Consider the following 16,022-nt stretch of genomic DNA (forward strand, 5'->3'; position numbering starts at 1 on the left):
GAGGGGGGCAGGCTCAGCAGCACCCGGTAGAGGTCGGGGCGGCTCTGCACGTGCTCGAACAGCCGCGTGGCGGCGTGGGCGGGGTCATGAGCGACCGGCAGGACCAGCCCGAGCAACTCGGCCAGGGTCTCCTCGAGCAGGCTTTGCAGCAGCGCGTCCTTGTCGGGGTAGTGGCGGAAGAAGGTGGCGTAGCCGACGTCGGCCCGCTCGGTCAGGTCGCGGATGCTCACCGCCTCGTAGCCCTTGTGCAGCGTGAGCTCGACCAGGGCTTGGCCCAGCGCCCGGCGGGTGCGGTGGACGCGCCGGTCGGGGCGGGGGGAGGGGCTCGAGCCAGCCACGAGGGCATTATCCGGCTAATCCTTCACGGAGTACAAAACCGCGCCGCCTATCCCGGAGCGTTCGCCGGGCGGGTGCGGGCGCTGCCGGCCCACGAGGGGCGACGTCCTCGAGCCCGCCCGCCTTCCGTGAGCCAGGATTCACCGTCCTGGTGGGCTTGCGGTAGACTGGGCGGGTTGCCGCCATGCCTCAGACCATCAGCCTGCCCTACAACCATTACCTCCCCGGGCTGCCCCAAGTAGCCCGCGCCCTCCTATTCGCCCAGGCCGAGGCCCCCGCCGTGCTGCTGGCCCCGCCCGAGCGGGTGCCGCTGTACACCCTGGGCCCCTTCGGCCGCACCGTCTACCTCAACCCCGGCCTCGAGGCCCACGGCGAGAGGGCCCTCTTCGTCTTCAGCTACGACGAGGCCATGGAGGCCTTCCCCGAAGACCCCTCGGCCTGGCGGCTGGTGCTGGAGGTGGGGCAGCGCTACCTGCGCTCCGGGCTGCTCGACCGGCTCTACCGCATGGGCTACCTGCGCGAGGAGGACTTCAAGGTGCAAGGCGATATCCTCGAGCTCGAAGACCTCCGGCTGGAGTTCTTCGGGGACGAGCTCGAGGCCCTGCGCGTGGGGGGCAAGCCCCAGACCCGCTGGGTGCTCGCCGCCAAGCCCGGCAAGGCCGAGACCTGGACCGGCCGCAAGATCGAGCACTTCCCCGGCCCCGTCTTCCTCGACACCCCCGCGCTGGCCCCCGCCGGGCTGTGGAAGCTCCTCGAGGGCCGCGACCGCATCGCCTTCGGGCTGGGCGGCCCCGAGCTGGGCGTGATGCCGATGGACTGGCCCAGCCTGCCGCCCTACCGCGCGCGGGTGAGCCAGCTCCAGGCCGACCTCCAGGGCTGGCTGGAGGCCGGCTACGCGGCGGTGTTCTTCTACCGCCACCCCAAGAGCCGCGACTACCTCAGGCGCAAGCTCGAGGGGGTCAGCGTGCGCAGCGCGGCGCAGCTCGAGGCCCACCCCGGCCTCCTCACCTTCGTCCCCGGCCCCTACGAGGGCGCTTTCCTCGACCCCGACCGCCGCACGGTCTACCTCACCGAGCCCCACCTCTACGCCTTCGGCGCGGGCGGGGCCCGCATCAAGAAGGTGGTGGGCGGGGACGTGCAGGACGTGGGGGCGCTTGAGCCGGGCGACTACCTGATCCACCCCGAGCACGGCATCGGGCAGTTCTTGGGGCTGGAGCCCCGCGAGGTGCTGGGGGCCAAGCGCGACTACCTGATCCTGCAGTACGCCGGGGAGGGCAAGCTCTACCTGCCGGTCGAGCAATTGCCCCTCCTCAAGCGCCACCCCGGCACCACCGACGACCCGCCCCGGCTCTCCAGCCTGGGCAAGGGCGAGTGGAAGCGGGCGCGGGAGAAGGCCCAGAAGGACGCCGAGGAGCTGGCCGCCCGCCTGATCGTGCTCCACGCCAAGCGGGCCGCCACGCCCGGCCGGGCCTTCGCGCCCAACCCCGAGCTCGACCCCCTCGTCGAGCAGAATTTCCCCCACACCCTCACCCCCGACCAGGAGAAGGCCCTCGAGGAGACCCTGCGCGACCTCGAGCGCCCCCACCCCATGGACCGCCTGATCTCCGGCGACGTGGGCTTCGGCAAGACCGAGGTGGCGCTGCGGGCGGCCTGGAGGGTGGTGGCCCACGGCGCCCAGGTGGCGATGCTGGTGCCCACCACCCTGCTGGCCGAGCAGCACTACCAGACCTTCAAGCACCGCCTGGCCGGGCTGCCGGTGCGGGTGGCCGTCCTCTCGCGCTTCACCTCCGACGCCGAGGCCAGCGCCCTCAAGAAGAGCCTGGCCGAGGGCAAGACCGACATCGTGGTGGGCACCCACGCCCTGCTCTCGCCCGACCTGCGCTTCAAGGACCTGGGCCTTTTGATCGTGGACGAGGAGCACCGCTTCGGGGTGGGCCAGAAGGAGCGCATCCGCGAGCTGCGCGAGGCCGTGGACACCCTCTACCTCTCGGCCACGCCCATCCCCCGCACGCTCTACAGCGCCCTGGTGGGCCTGCGCGACATGTCGAGCATCCAGACCCCGCCGCCGGGCCGCAAGCCCATCCAGACCTACCTGGCCCCCTACGACCCCGGCCTGGTGCGCGAGGCGCTCATGAACGAGCTCGAGCGCGAGGGCAAGGTCTTCTACGTCCACGACCGGGTCGCCACCATCGAGGCGCGGCGGCGCTACCTCGAGGCCCTGGTCCCCGAGGTCCGCATCGGGGTGGTGCACGGCCAGATGCCCGAGGGCCAGATCGAGGAGGTGATGCTGGCCTTCGCCGAGGGCGCCTTCGACGTGCTGCTGGCCACCACCATCATCGAAAGCGGCCTGGACATCCCCGAGGCCAACACCATCGTCATCGAGCGGGCCGACCGGCTGGGCCTGGCCGCGCTCTACCAGCTCCGGGGCCGGGTGGGGCGGCGCGACAAGGAGGCCTACGCCTACCTCTTCCACCCCCCGCGCCTCACCGAGGCCGCCGAACGCCGCCTCTCGGCCATCGCCGACCTCTCCGACCTGGGCTCGGGCCACCTGCTGGCCGAGAAGGACATGGAGATCCGGGGCGTGGGCAACATCCTGGGCCCCGAGCAGCACGGGCACATCCGCGCCGTCTCCATCGAGGTCTACACCGAGCTTTTGGCCGAGGCCATCGCCAAGCTCAAGGGCGAGGTCAAGGAGCCCGAGCGCCACGTCACCCTCGACCTGCAGGTCTCGGCCCGCCTCACCCCCGAGTACGTCCCCAGCGCCGAGGCCCGCAGCCGCTACTACGGCCGCCTGGCCGAGAGCAAGAGCCTGGCCGCGGTCGCCCGCATCGGCAAGGAACTGCGCGAGCGCTACGGCGAGCCGCCCGCCGAGGTCGAGAACTTCCTGGCCCTCACCCGCCTGCGCCTGCTGGCCGAGAGCAAGCGCGTGGCCTCCATCACCGAAGACCTCACCTACTTGATGGTCGTCTTCGACCACTGGCCGCTCGACTACGACGCCAAGGCCCTGCGCGAGCTCACCCCGCGCCCCGAGCTCATCCAGCACCCGCCGGGCTTCCGCATCCTTAAGAAGGGGCTCAAGCCCGAGGAGTACGCGCGGGTCGTGAGCGAGTTGCTCTACCTGGTGGACTAGCCATGAAGCTCACCCGCACCATCTTCCACATCACCACCCGCCGCGAGTGGGAGCGCGCTTTAGGGCAGCGGGAGTACCGGGCGCAGAGCCTGGAGCGCGAGGGTTTCATCCACTGCTCGACCCCCAGCCAGATCCTGGCGGTGGCCGAGGCCTTCTTCAGCGGCCACCGCGGCCTGGTGCTCTTGTGCATCGACCCTGCCAGGCTCACCTCGCCGCTGTTTTACGAGGGCCCCGAAGACTACTCCTACGGCTACTTCCCCCACGTCTACGGCCCCGTCAACCTCGAGGCCGTCAGCGCTGTGCTGCCCTTTGACCCCGGCCCCGACGGGCGCTTTCACCTGCCGGAGGGCGTGCCTAAGTAGTTTCCGCTAAGGGACGCCGATGGCCGAAGGCAAAATGCCGAGCGCTCAACGCCCAATGCGGGTTGTACGTCGTACGTCGTACGTCGTACGCAAGACGCAAGACGTAGGGCGGGTATGGGGGCCGGCCCTTTTCCCTCCCTGCTTGTTGCTGGTTGCGTTACCTCGAAAAGGGCCTGATTTGCGGGCGGGAACCTGGGGCTGAGCCGGCTGCATCCGTTGCTCTGCGATCTGCGTATATAGCCGTGTAATTAGTTCCAGACCTTTTGTCGGAACCTCCGGGGTGGTCGTAAGGCTTGAAAGGGGGTCGGTATGAAAGCGGTGCATTGGTGGGCATTGGCTGTGGTGGGGGCGTTCGCACTGGCGGGGTGTGCCCGGATGGGCCCGGCGGCAGGGGGCGTTTTCGCGGTACAGGGGGTGGGTAACGACTTCGTGGCGCAGCTTTCCGGCAGGGAAGAGGTGCCTGCCAACGACAGCCGTGCCAGGGGCAACGCGCTCTTCGGCCTCAGCGCCGACGGCAGCGAGCTGCACTACAAGCTGATCGTGGCTAACATCGAAAACGTGGTGGCATCACACATCCACCTTGCTCCGGCGGGGGCGAACGGCCCCGTGGTGGCTTTCCTGTACGGCCCGGCGGCGCCGGGTGGGGGGCGGAGCGACGGCGTCCTGGCCGAGGGCACCATCACCGCCGCGAATCTGGTCGGGCCGCTGGCAGGCCACCCGCTCAGCGACCTCATCGCCGCGATGGAAGCCGGCAACGCCTACGTCAACGTCCACACCAACGACGGCGTGGCCCCGCCCAACACCGGCCCCGGCGACATTCCCGGCGGCGAGGTCAGGGGCCAGGTCAGGCCGACGCACTAGACCTCCCGCGGAAGTCGTCGGTAGCCGGTAGCTGCGTCAGGCAGGGCGGTTCAAGGTGACTGGCGGGTGCTTTCGCAAGCGATCCACATGATCGCGTTTCCCCCGAACACCGCCTGAGTACCGGCATCGCCGGGGCCTACGGCCCTCCACCGGGATCGGCGTTTTACCCCACACGACCTGGTGGGCCGTGTGGGGCATTCGTGGGAAGCGCGCTGAGAGCTTCCCACAGCTCGAGGATTACCCGGTGCAGCAGGGGCAGCCCCGCGCGGGTTGCCCCCAAGCGCGTCCGGCACCTCCAGATCAACCCGCGCTCCTCCAGGCCCCGCGCCACCTTTTCCAGGCGGCCCCACAGCTCGAGCCCGCTGCGCCCCTCGAGCGCCCCCACGTCCACCCCTTCGCGCAGCCGCAGCCCCAGCATCAGCGACTCGCGGGCGTGCTCGAGCGGGCCGACCGTCTCGACGGCCGGGGGTTCGCCCGCCAGCCAGCGCGGGAGCGGGGGGTTGGTGGCCCTGACCGAGTAGACCGCGTGGCCCTCGACCCCTTTGGGGTAGTGCCCCGCCGCCGCCGGCCCCAGCGCGCCCCAGAATTCGTTGCGCCAGTAGGCCCGGTTGTGGCGGCTCTCCTCGCCGGGCCGCGCGAAGTTGGAGACCTCGTAGCGCGACAGCCCCGCCTCCCCCAGCACCGCCTCGGCGGCCTCGTAGGCGGCGGCCTCGAGGTCCTCGTCCAGCCGCACGCCCCGCGCCGCGAAGGGGGTTCCGGGCTCGACCTGGAGCGTATAAGCCGAGACGTGCCCCACCCCCAGCGCGGCGGCCTCGCGCAGGTCGGCGGTGAAGTCCTGGCCGGGGAGCCCCAGGATCAGGTCCACCGAGGTGCGGAAGCCTGCCTCGAGGCTCATCTCCACGGCCCGGAGCGCCCCCTTCCGCCCGTGCGCTCGCCCTAGGCTCTCCAGCACGCCGTCCTGGAAGCTCTGCACCCCCAGGGAGAGCCGGTTCACCCCCAGGCTCCGCAGCAGCGCCAGCCGCTCGGCGTTGAGGGTGCCGGGGTTGGCCTCCATCGTCACCTCCGCGCCGGGCTCAAGCCGCCAGGGGAGCGCGGCAAAGAGGCGCTCGAGCTCGTGGCCGCGCAGGAAACTCGGCGTCCCGCCCCCGAAGTAGAGCGTGTCCAGCGGGCCGGGGAAGCGCGCGTGCAGCGCGGCGGCTTCTTCGGCGAGGCGCTCGAGGTAGGCCTCCACGACCCCGCCGTGCCGCCGCACCACGTGAAAATCACAGTAGGGGCAGAGGGTGGGGCAGAAAGGGACGTGGACGTAGAGGCTTCGCACAGGCCAACTTTACTAGAGGCTCCTACCCTTCAGGGTGAAGCCCTACTACAGACGAGACGAGCCTAAGGGCACGCCCGGGATCCAAGGTGTCCCTACCCAGGCGGTTCCACGCTGCTCGCCACGACCGGATTGAAACGCTTCTGGAGCTCGAGCCCGTTCCCACAACAAACCTGGGCCCAACTATGAGAAAATAATGAGCGAACGGGTAGGTAAGCCGGAGTAGAATCAAAATTGGGATTTACAGCTATTAATCGTTAAATTTTTGATATACCGATCGAAGTTTGCTGGAGCAACTTCTTAATACTCGGCCCTGCTCATGAGAGAGAATTAGCCAAACCTGAAAAACATGTGGTAGAACGGGTCCGATTGAAGCAGCCGAGCCTGCTGAGGTGGGAGCCGTTATAAAACCGTCCGCGCGTGCCTTTGAGCATCCCCGTCGAGCCCTCTCCCGGCTTCTCGTCCCGCTCCTGCTGGGCCTGGGGCTGGGCTTTTCCCAGACCCCGCCCGGCCTCAGCGCCCAGCTCACCCCCTGGCCGCCGCCCGGCTGGCCGGAGGGCAGGGCGGGCGAGGTGCGCCTGGCGCTGGGCAACCCCCTGGCCCCCAGCGAGGTGCTGGCCAAAGGCGCCGTGGCCGCCGACGGCAGGTTCACCCTGGCCTTGCCAGGGAGCGTGAGCGCCAAGGCCTACACCACCCCCGAGGCCGCGCTGCAACTGCTGGAGGGCTGCGACTTCCTGCCTACGGTGAGCCCCGGCGGGGTGAAGGCCCTGCTGGCCCACCCCCTGGTCTACGTGAGCGGGGAGGCCAGGCCCTGGGGCTTCCTGGCCCTGCGCGGCTACCAACCGGGCAACAGCCCCAACTCCGGCACCGGCTCCACCACCCTGCTGCTGTGGGTGGACCAGGCGGTGAGCCTCAAGGGCAGCGGGAAGTGCGGGGAGGCCGGCAAGGGCCCGGTCAACCTGGACCTCCGGCTGAGCGCGGGCTGGAACTACGTGGTGTTCCGGGCCCCCCAGGCCGCGGGTGCCGCGGTGCAGGTGCGGGCGGAGCCCAAGCCGGAGGGCGCCTTCCAGCTCTATCCCCTGCAGCGCTAGCGCCGCCCCACCCCTGTCCCCGTCACCGACCGACCGGCAGGAGCGTCCGTAAATCTGGCCTCCCGACCGAACCGATAAACCGATATCTGGAGCCCCTTTCGTCCCATCCGTCTCGAGGCGACTGTATGACCCACAACCCCCCTGCCCGCGCGTGGCTGTGGCGTGAGTCCACCCGCCGGCGCCTGGCCCTGTTCACCCTGGTGCTGTTCGTGCTGTCCACCTACGGCCCCGGCACCCTGGCCCTGGCCGCCCCCCAGCTCTTCGCCCGCCCCGGCTCCGGGGTCTCCCGGCTGCCGCTGGACGTGCTGGCCTTCGACGCCCCCGGCTTCGGCGAGGTGGCCGACGCCGTCAACCTGGCCAGCGGCAGCGTCTACGTGGACCTGGGCGACTTGGCCCGGGCCAACCTGGCCGGCGGCGGGGACGAGCTGGTGGGCACGGTGGCGGAGGCGGGCTGGACCCTCAAGCCCCGCCTGCGGCTGGAGCAGTTTCGCCGCGGCATGACCCTGGCCGAGGCCCCCGCCCAGTGGTTCATGGCCCTGGGGGACGGGGGTGGGATCACCTTCACCCGCGCCAGCCTGGACTGGAACGCCCTGCCCCTCAGCGTGGCCCCCTCCTGGGTCAGGCGCTACCAGGGCCTGTCCAACGTGGCCATCTACCGGGCCGACGACCGGGTGGGCACGCAGCCGAAGGTGGAGTTCCTGGTGCTGGTCTTCAGCGGGGGGCTGGCCTGGGCGCACTACTACGACATGGCCGGCAACCGCCACACCTTCCACGCCGACGGCCCCTACCTCGACTACGTCCAGGACCCCTACCAGCAGTACCGCAGCGCGCAGGGCGGGGCTTCGGAGGGCGATCCCGCCAGGGCCACCGACTTCTCCTACGCCGACACCACCCACGGGCGCATCTCCCGCGTCCGTGACGAGTGGGGCCGCACCACCGACTACCTCTGGAACGGCAACGAGCTCAGCGCCATCCACTACCTGCTGCGCGACCCCGCCAACGACCCCAACTCCTGGACCCGCCGGGCCCGCTTCACCTACGTGTCGGCGGGCGGCCAGCGGCTGCTCAAGAGCGTAACCTACGACGCCTACGACGGCCTGGGCAACGCCCCGGCCAACCTCCTGAGCCGCACGTACACGTTCAGCTACGAGGTCCGTCCCAACGGGCGGGTGCTGCTGAGCTCGATCAACCGCCCGGTGCTCGGCGACAAGGTCAAGTCCACCCTGTTCGGCTACGACGCCCACGACCGGCTCACCCTGGTGCGCCAGGTCGAGGGGTACGCCTGGGAGGGCACCCGCACCGAGCCCGACACCAGCTACTACTACTCCAGCGCCGTCCCGATCACCCTCGAGGGCAGCCAGGCCAAGGCCTGCAACGAGGGCCCCTTCTGGTGGGCCTGGGGGCTGCCGAAGGAGCTGGGGGTGGTGCCGCTGTGGTGCACCTCCGACACCGGCACCTTCACCGTGCCGGCCTCGGTGACCCCGGGGCAGTACAAGGTGGTCCTGGTGGCCCGGGGGGAGAAGGCCTACGGCGCCTGGCCGACCCTGGCCTTCAGGCATAACGGCGCGCAGCAGTCCGCCCGCACCGTCGGCGAGCCGGTGTACCGCGAGTACGACCTGGGCACCTACTCCCTGGCCGCCGGGCACACCCTCGGCTTCGAGCTCACCAACGACGCCTGCGAGTGCAGCCCCTACACCGACCGCAACGCCTTCCTGGCCGAGGTGCGCCTGGAGCCCGTCAACCAGGGCGAGCGCGTCGTCACGGTGATGCAGGGCAGCGGCAGCGAGCGCAAGGAGACCAACTACCACTTCGACGCCCAGGGGCAGCTGGTCAAGCGGCGGGTGTGGGACTACAACCCCTGGGCCGCCGGGGCCTCCGGCTGGTTCGGGCACAGCCCGCGCGAGAAGGTCCTGGAGTGGACCTACAGCTACTACGGCTTCGGGGCGACCGCCTCCGTCACCGACCCCGCCGGGAAGAAGACCACCTACGGGTACGACATGCTGGGCAACCTCACCCTCCGCGAGGAGTGGCTCGGCACCAACCGGGTACGGCACAAGTTCTACGGCTACACCAGCGACAACCGCCTCGCCTACGACATCACGCCCGCGTACGTAGGCGAGGGGTACAACTACGGCGAGGTGCACGTGTACCACGATTACACCTACCACCCCACCGTTACCGTAGGCGGGCAGACCTTCCGGTCGGTGGCCAGCGTTAACAGCGCCACCCACGTCAACGAGCCCGGCGTCGGCTGGCAGTGGAAGCGCTCGACGGTCAGCAGCTACGACGCCTACGGGCGCCTGACCGAGTCCCGCCGGAAGGCGAACGGCCAGCCCGACCAGACCACCACCTACACCTACCACACCGGGGGCACCTGGCAGCCCTACCTGCCCAACGCCAGCGGCGACTACGGGGCGCTGGGCCCTGCGGTGCGGCAGTACGGCGACCTGGTGTACGAGAAGCACCACGAGGGCCGGGTCAGCCGCTACTTCTACGACGCCCTGGGCAACGTCAACCACGAGCTGCTCCCCGGGCAGCACACCGCCGACTACAGCGGCGCCAGCGAGGTGCGCCACTACCGCTGGGCGTTCCGCTCCTACAACGGCTTCGGCCAGCAGGTGTGGGAGACCCTGGTCACCTCGCCCGACGGCAACAACACCGCCGCGGCCGCGCGGCGCATGTGGTACTACTACGCCACCGGCGAGACAGACAGCAGTTGGGAGGGAAGCCCGCAGAACGTCACCGACTACCGATACCTCGTCGGGGGCAGGGATGTCGGCCGCCTGTGGCAGGTGGTTAAGGGCGCGGGTAGCGCCGGGGGGGTTAACAACGCGCACGAAACCACCTCGCTGGCCTACGACGACTACGGGCGGGCCATCTACAAGACCGTGGACGGCTTCACCTACACCACCCGCTACGACACCCTGGACCGGGCGGTCGAGGAGGTGCTGCCCGACGGCGGGTGGCAGGTGTACACCTACTCGCGCAGCGGCACCCCCGACTTCGAGTGCAGCGGCGCGGCTGGCGCGCGCATCGACTCCACCCACTGCCAGTACAAGACGGTGGACGCCCTGGGCCGGGTGACCTCCGTGCTGCACGCCGTCAACCAGGGGGGCACCAACCAGGCCGGGATGACCGCCTTCACCGTCGGCACCGCCTACGACCCCTTCGACCGGCCGGTCCGCGTGGAGAACAACGCCCTGACCATGAACGCAGGCGGGGCGGAGCGCACGACCTACTTCGTCTACGACTCGCTGGGCAACCTCATCAAGCAGCTCGACCCGCCCCTGCGCACCAACCCCTCCGCCGACGCGGGCGGCGCCGAGCCGGGCTACACCGACGGGCGGCGGCCGTACGTGGAGTACAGCTACGACAGCCTGGGCCGCCGGACCCAGGAGCGCCGCCTGCTGGCGGGCGACGTCACCCCCGCCGCCGTCTACGGCAACCTCTACGGCAGCTTCGCGGCCTGCGGCTCTTCCGCCGTGGCCTGCACCGGCACCGCCTACGACGCGCTGGACCGCCCCGTGACCGTCACCGACCCCGAGGGCTACGCCACCACCCTGGCCTACGACCCCGCCGGCAACCTGGTGGGCAAGACCCAGCAGGTCTGGACCGGCGGCGAGCCCGACTACGCCACGCTGGGCAGCGGCTTCACCTCGGTCACCACCCGCTACGCCTACGACGGGGCGGGCAGGGTGACCAAGACCGTCACCCCTCGCGGGCACGCCAAGCGGGTGGTCTACGACCTGCTGGGCAACGTCAGGGAGGAGTGGGACGAGCGGGGCGTCCTGGTCAGGCAGTACGGCTACACCGAGGACGGGCTGCTGCTCTACGTCTACGAGCCCGACAACGACCCCGCCACCTCCGCCTCCACGCCCGGGCCCGGCGGGTACGGCGGGTACGTGCTGACCAAGCGCCTGGAGTACGGCAGCCGCAAGTACCCCACCAAGACCTGCGTGGCCAGCATGGACGCCGACGCCTGGGGCGGCGCCTGCACCACCCACTACTACGACTACGCCGGGCGGGTGCTAACCAACGTGCTGCCCGACGGCTCCATCGTCAACATGAGCTACGACAGCCGCGGGAATCAGACCTACCTCAAGGACGCCGAGGGCTTCGAGACCGAGTACACCCACGACGCCTGGGGCAACCTGGTGCGGGAGCTCAAGAAGAGCCGGGGCAACCAGACCGACGCCGACGCAGGCTTCCCCGCGGGCGGCGGCGTCCTCACCGAGTACTGGTACGACTACGCGGGCAACCTGGTCAAGCAGCGCACCAACGCCTCGCCCACGCGCGGCGATACGGGCCTCTACACCGAGTACGCCTACAACTCCCTGGGCAAGGTGGTGCGCGAGACCCGGCCCCACCGGGCCGGGGTGGGCACCAACGCCAGGCTGAAGACCTACCGCCTGGACGCTCAGGTCACCGCCGAGACCACCTACGACTACGCCGGCGACCTCGCCGGCAAGGCCGCCGGCGTGAGCCTGGGCAACATGCCCTCGGTGACGGCGGGCAACGCCACGGTGATGGAGTACAACCGCCGGGGGGAGAAGGTGCGCGAGGCCTCCCAGGCCAAGCCCCTCTCGGTCGGCTCGACCGTCCTCTGGAACGGCCGCGAGCACACCGCCACCTTCCAGTACAACGGGCTGGGGCTCAAGGTCAAGCGCGTCTTTGCCGGGTCCACCCGGGTCTACGCCACCCAGCGCGACGCCAACGGGTACGCGCTGGGCACCGCCAACTACAACAGCTACTGGAAGTACGACGCCAACTCCAAGCTCATCGAGTACTGGGACACCCCGGCCAGCTCCAGCGGCGACGGCACCCCCCTCAACGCCTCCGACAAGCAGAACCGCTACACCTACCAGTACTCCCCCACCAACAAGGAGACCCGCCACACCCGCGACGTGCGCTTCAAGGTGCGCAGCTACTACAACACCCCCAACCACGACTTCTCCAACGGGGCGCTGATGGCGGCCACCGTCGGCAGCGCCACCACCGCCTACAACGAGCGCGACCAGGTCAACAACGTCAGCTTCACCGACCAGGCCCCGCAGGACTGGAGCGCCACCGGCAAGGCCACCAGCAACGTCGTGACCTACTGGTACTACAAGGACGGCAGCAAGCGGAAGGCCCAGACCGGCGACGGGCACTACACCCAGTACAGCTACGACAGCCGCGGCCGCGTCGTCAGCGTCTACGACAGCAACGGGGGGGTCAACAACACCGGGAACACGGTCATCCCCGCCGGCGCCACGACCGCCACGGCCTACGGCTCCGACGGCACCCAGACCCAGGAGGTCAAGAACGGGGCCTACCTGCGCTACAAGCGGATCACCAAGCCCACCGTGGGCGGGCTGAACGGCAGCACTCAGGAGTGGACCAACCAGGCCCTCAACGCGGGCAACGCCAACCCCTCCCCCCAGGTCACCGCGTACGACGACCCGGCACACCCCTACCCGGGGATGCCCTACAAGGCGGTGAGCACGACCACCCAGGGGGACCCCAGCCAGGGGGGGGAGTACAGCTCGACGACCTCCACCACCACCTTCATCTACGACGGCTACGGCAACCAGACCCAGGTCGTCAACCAGTCGGTCACCACCGGCCAGCGGTGGAACCGCGACTGCGAGTGCTACCTGCCGTTCAGCGAGACCACGTCCCACACCCCCAGGACCACCTCGTACAACGCCGCCAACGCGGTGACCACCGAGGTGACCCACACGCCCCCCGGCTGCAACGACCCCTCCTGCTACGGCTACACCACCACTTACACCCTCGACTCCCGCGGCAACCGCCTCTACGTCTCGGACTCCCGGGGCGCCCGCCCCGACAACTACCACGGCCGCACCAAGCGCTACAACGCCGAGGGCAGGGCGGCGGAGTTCCACATCCTGCAGTCGGACTACGGTTACCTCTTCGGCAAGCCGGCGGGCAAGACCAGCATCTACACCGACTTCCGCTACGACCCCTTCGGCAACCAGGTCATGTCCTCCAACGGCTGGACCTGGGAGGAGGACGGCTACAACCAGGCCCAGCACGCCATGTACCGCGAGACCTACACCAACGTGGTGGTGGGCGGCGACGTGCAGGCGATCCGGCGGCAGTGGGGCGAGATGGCCAAGTACTGGCACCCGTTCGGCTGGTACAGCTGCGGCTGGCAGTGGGAGTGCCGCAGCGGCTGGAACTCCAACAACGCCTACAAGGACGAGGCCTACTCCCTGGCCGACGGGGCGCTGGAGAGCCAGTGGACCGCCGTCACCCCCTTCAACGCCTCCCCGCTCTTCGCCAAGGCGCCCACCGACCTGGCCCTGCCCGCCGCCGCGCTCTCCTCCCAGCTCAGGCTCTCGGTGGGCAACGTCAGCCTGCTCGACCTCCGGCCCCCGGCCCCGCCCGCCCAGCTCACCCCGCCCGGCCAGGGGCAGCAGGGGCAACCCCAGACCTTCAGCCTCAGCGGCAGCGCCAGCCTGACCCTGACCCTGCTGAACAGCGGGGACGGGACCGGCACCGGCCTCGACCCCGCCGGCGTCGCCCTGCCCGGCCTGGGCGGGAGGGGCGGCCAGGCCGGCGCCGAGAGCGCGGCGCAGTTCGGGTTGAGCCTGCCCACCAGCGTGCTGCCGCCGGCGCTGCAGGCGCTGGACGCCCTGGACCTCAGGGCGCCCGCACCCCAGGACAACCCCGGTGCGGGCTCGGGGCTGACGCCGCCGGGGGGCGGGGTGGTGCCGCCCATCGCCGGGGTGCCCGCGCCCGTCGACGCGGTGGTGCCGCCGATCGGCTCGAGCCCGCCCGCCGGCTGGCCGCCCGGCGAGGCCCGCCCCTTCGACGAGCTCTCCGTCGGCTCGGGAGGCGGCAGCGCCGCAGACAACGACGACGCCTCGGTCAAAAACCAGCAGGAGCAGGACAAGGACCTCGGCAAAAAGATCGCGGAGGAGCAGAAGAGGGCGACCCAGGCGATGCAGGACATGTGCGTCAAGCTCTACGGCGACGGGGTGGACTGCGGGGTATACGCCAAGGACATCGCCAACTCGCCGCTGTACAATTCCCTCCCCGAGTCCCAGCGGCTGCGCACCTGGCAGACCCTGAGCCTGGGGCTCGCCCGTGGGAGGATCGGGGTGGATGAGCTGCGGGACGTCGCGGCCTTCTACAACAACACCCGGTACACGCACGACCCCTCGAAAGCGACCGAGGAAAACCCCCTGGGCGGCCTCCTCTCCGGCGGCCTGGACGTGGTGCCGGTGCTCGGCGACGCCAAGGGACTGATTGAGGCCGTCCTAGGCAAGGACCTGCTGACCGGCCGCGAGCTCAGGGGCGCCGAGCGCTGGCTGGGGCTGCTGGGCATTATCGGCCTGGGCGAGGCCCGCTCCATCCTCAAGATGGGCAAGTGGGGCTGGAAGTTCGGGGTGCGCAATACCGACGAGGCCGTCGACTTCGCCAAGTCCTGCCTCAAGGACAATTCCTTCTCGGCCGACACCAAGGTGGCGACCGCCCAGGGGCTCGTGGCGATAGCCGCCCTGACGGCGGGCGTGAAGGTGTTGGCCTACGACGAGGCCACCGGCAAGAACGAGTACCGGCCGGTGCTGGAGCGGTTCACCCAGGGCCTGACCGAGAAGAAGGTCACCCGCCTGACCCTGAGGGACGACGAGAGCGGCCTCACCGAGACGCTGACCACCACCAAGGGCCACCCCTTCTACCTGGTGAAGAACGTGGACGGCAGCCACCGCCCGGCCCCCGAGGGCCACGAGGACCTGGGTATGCCCTGGGTAGGGGCGGGGGACCTGAAGCCGGGGGACAAGGTACGTCAGGCCGACGGCACCACGGGCACGGTTGTCCAGGTGCGGACGGCGGTGGAGGTGCGCCGGATGTACAACCTGGACGTCGCCACTGTCGACACCTTCTACGTGGGTGAGGGTCGGTGGCTGGTGCATAATCAGAATGGGTCTAATGTTGAAAGCGCCGAGTTTAGCAAGGCATTGCGCGACGCTATTGCGTGGCTTGAGGCAAGAGGGTTCAAGGCTGAGCAATTCCTGTACAATCGCTTCCCCGCTGATGAGCGGGGAACGAAAGTCATAGGCATGAGCACAGCTGATGGCAAGATTGGCTATCGTATTGAATACGACGGCAGAAATGGAGCACATATCAACGTTTTTGCTGGCAAGGAGAAAGGCCCACACTTCACATTTAAAGGTGATCAGTCCACAGTGGATAAAATCGCTCGGAGGATGTTCGGATGCCCGTGAATGCTGAGACCTTCACCAAGAGTAATACTGCCACGCTCTTTAGCGAAGCATCGTTAACAACAATTCTGGAAGGGTTAGCTCAGGGAAGAGTGCACGTCAAAGCCGTTGACCTATACTTCAGGGCTGTTGCCGCTCTCCCCAATAATGGTCAGCGAACCTCGTGGGAAAAAATACCGCACATCAGCCTGCACCCACCTGCCGGGTACTCTGGGACACAGGCGCTAAGCGGTATTGGTTACGCTGAACAGCAAAAGGAGCTTGTCTTGTCAATCGGTCAATACTTTGGCATTGCCAACGAGCACGGAATCTTCTTTGAAGACCACTATGCTGATTGTGCTTTGGAGCTAACCTACAACGATTTCGCCAAACTCATTCCCGACTTCATTAATATGCCGGGCCATAAGTACTTCGTTGCCAAAAATGGGAGGTGGTTGGTTAACGTCACGATGGAAGATGATGTGTACTTCACTGAGAAAATTACTCTGCAAATGCCATGAATTTGGATAAGTGGCCCAGTGGGTGTAGAGGATGCACTTATACATCGCCCGCCCTTACTCGCGGCCTACCGCACTCAAGCATCAGTGCATCCGTGGCGAAGAAGCCACCGGCTGTGTTCCGTAGCCTCTTACTAAACCACAGAGACCCCCCATGACCCCCAAACCCTTCTCCCTCCTCCCCCTGCTCCTCCTGTTT

The 16,022-nt window shown here is 68.8% G+C and carries 8 protein-coding genes; 6 read left to right on the forward strand and 2 right to left on the reverse strand.

Annotation, left to right across the window (positions count from 1 at the left end):
- Positions 1 to 338 (reverse strand): TetR/AcrR family transcriptional regulator (locus Mterra_RS11280; RefSeq protein WP_147372707.1); only part of this gene is annotated, 338 nt, incomplete at its 3' end.
- A 182-nt stretch (positions 339 to 520) separates the two neighbouring features.
- Here Mterra_RS11280 and mfd point away from each other — a divergent pair.
- The 3 genes from mfd to Mterra_RS11295 all read left to right on the forward strand — a co-directional run bounded on the left by mfd (position 521) and on the right by Mterra_RS11295 (position 4,689).
- Positions 521 to 3,466 (forward strand): transcription-repair coupling factor, encoded by a 2,946-nt coding sequence (gene mfd / locus Mterra_RS11285; protein ID WP_119315282.1) that lies wholly within the window; start codon positions 521 to 523, stop codon positions 3,464 to 3,466.
- Positions 3,467 to 3,468: 2 nt separating this feature from the next.
- The gene (locus Mterra_RS11290; RefSeq protein WP_119315283.1) at positions 3,469 to 3,828 is read left to right on the forward strand and encodes a DUF952 domain-containing protein; all 360 of its coding nucleotides are present in this window, start codon (positions 3,469 to 3,471) and stop codon (positions 3,826 to 3,828) included.
- A 309-nt stretch (positions 3,829 to 4,137) separates the two neighbouring features.
- Positions 4,138 to 4,689 (forward strand): CHRD domain-containing protein, encoded by a 552-nt coding sequence (locus Mterra_RS11295; protein WP_218022926.1) that lies wholly within the window; start codon positions 4,138 to 4,140, stop codon positions 4,687 to 4,689.
- A gap of 163 nt (positions 4,690 to 4,852) precedes the next feature.
- On the opposite strand, the gene hemW is transcribed toward Mterra_RS11295, so the two are convergent.
- Positions 4,853 to 6,007 carry a radical SAM family heme chaperone HemW gene (gene hemW, locus Mterra_RS11300; RefSeq protein WP_119315285.1) on the reverse strand — a complete coding sequence of 385 codons (1,155 nt, stop codon included), beginning with the start codon at positions 6,005 to 6,007 and terminating at the stop codon, positions 4,853 to 4,855.
- Between the two features lie 389 nt (positions 6,008 to 6,396).
- Here hemW and Mterra_RS11305 point away from each other — a divergent pair, with 389 nt between their 5' ends.
- From Mterra_RS11305 to Mterra_RS21935, 3 genes are all read left to right on the forward strand, one after another.
- Positions 6,397 to 7,095 carry a hypothetical protein gene (locus Mterra_RS11305; RefSeq protein WP_147372709.1) on the forward strand — a complete coding sequence of 233 codons (699 nt, stop codon included), beginning with the start codon at positions 6,397 to 6,399 and terminating at the stop codon, positions 7,093 to 7,095.
- A 125-nt stretch (positions 7,096 to 7,220) separates the two neighbouring features.
- A complete protein-coding gene (locus tag Mterra_RS11310; protein WP_119315287.1) occupies positions 7,221 to 15,329 on the forward strand; it encodes a polymorphic toxin-type HINT domain-containing protein in 8,109 nt (2,702 codons plus the stop codon).
- Positions 15,326 to 15,826, forward strand: a complete 501-nt coding sequence (locus Mterra_RS21935) for a hypothetical protein (protein ID WP_147372711.1) — start codon at positions 15,326 to 15,328, stop codon at positions 15,824 to 15,826. Before Mterra_RS11310 ends, Mterra_RS21935 begins: the two co-directional genes overlap by 4 nt.
- Positions 15,827 to 16,022 lie beyond the last annotated feature (196 nt).

The sequence above is a fragment of the Calidithermus terrae genome (assembly GCF_003574345.1).
Taxonomy (GTDB): Bacteria; Deinococcota; Deinococci; order Deinococcales; family Thermaceae; genus Calidithermus; species Calidithermus chliarophilus.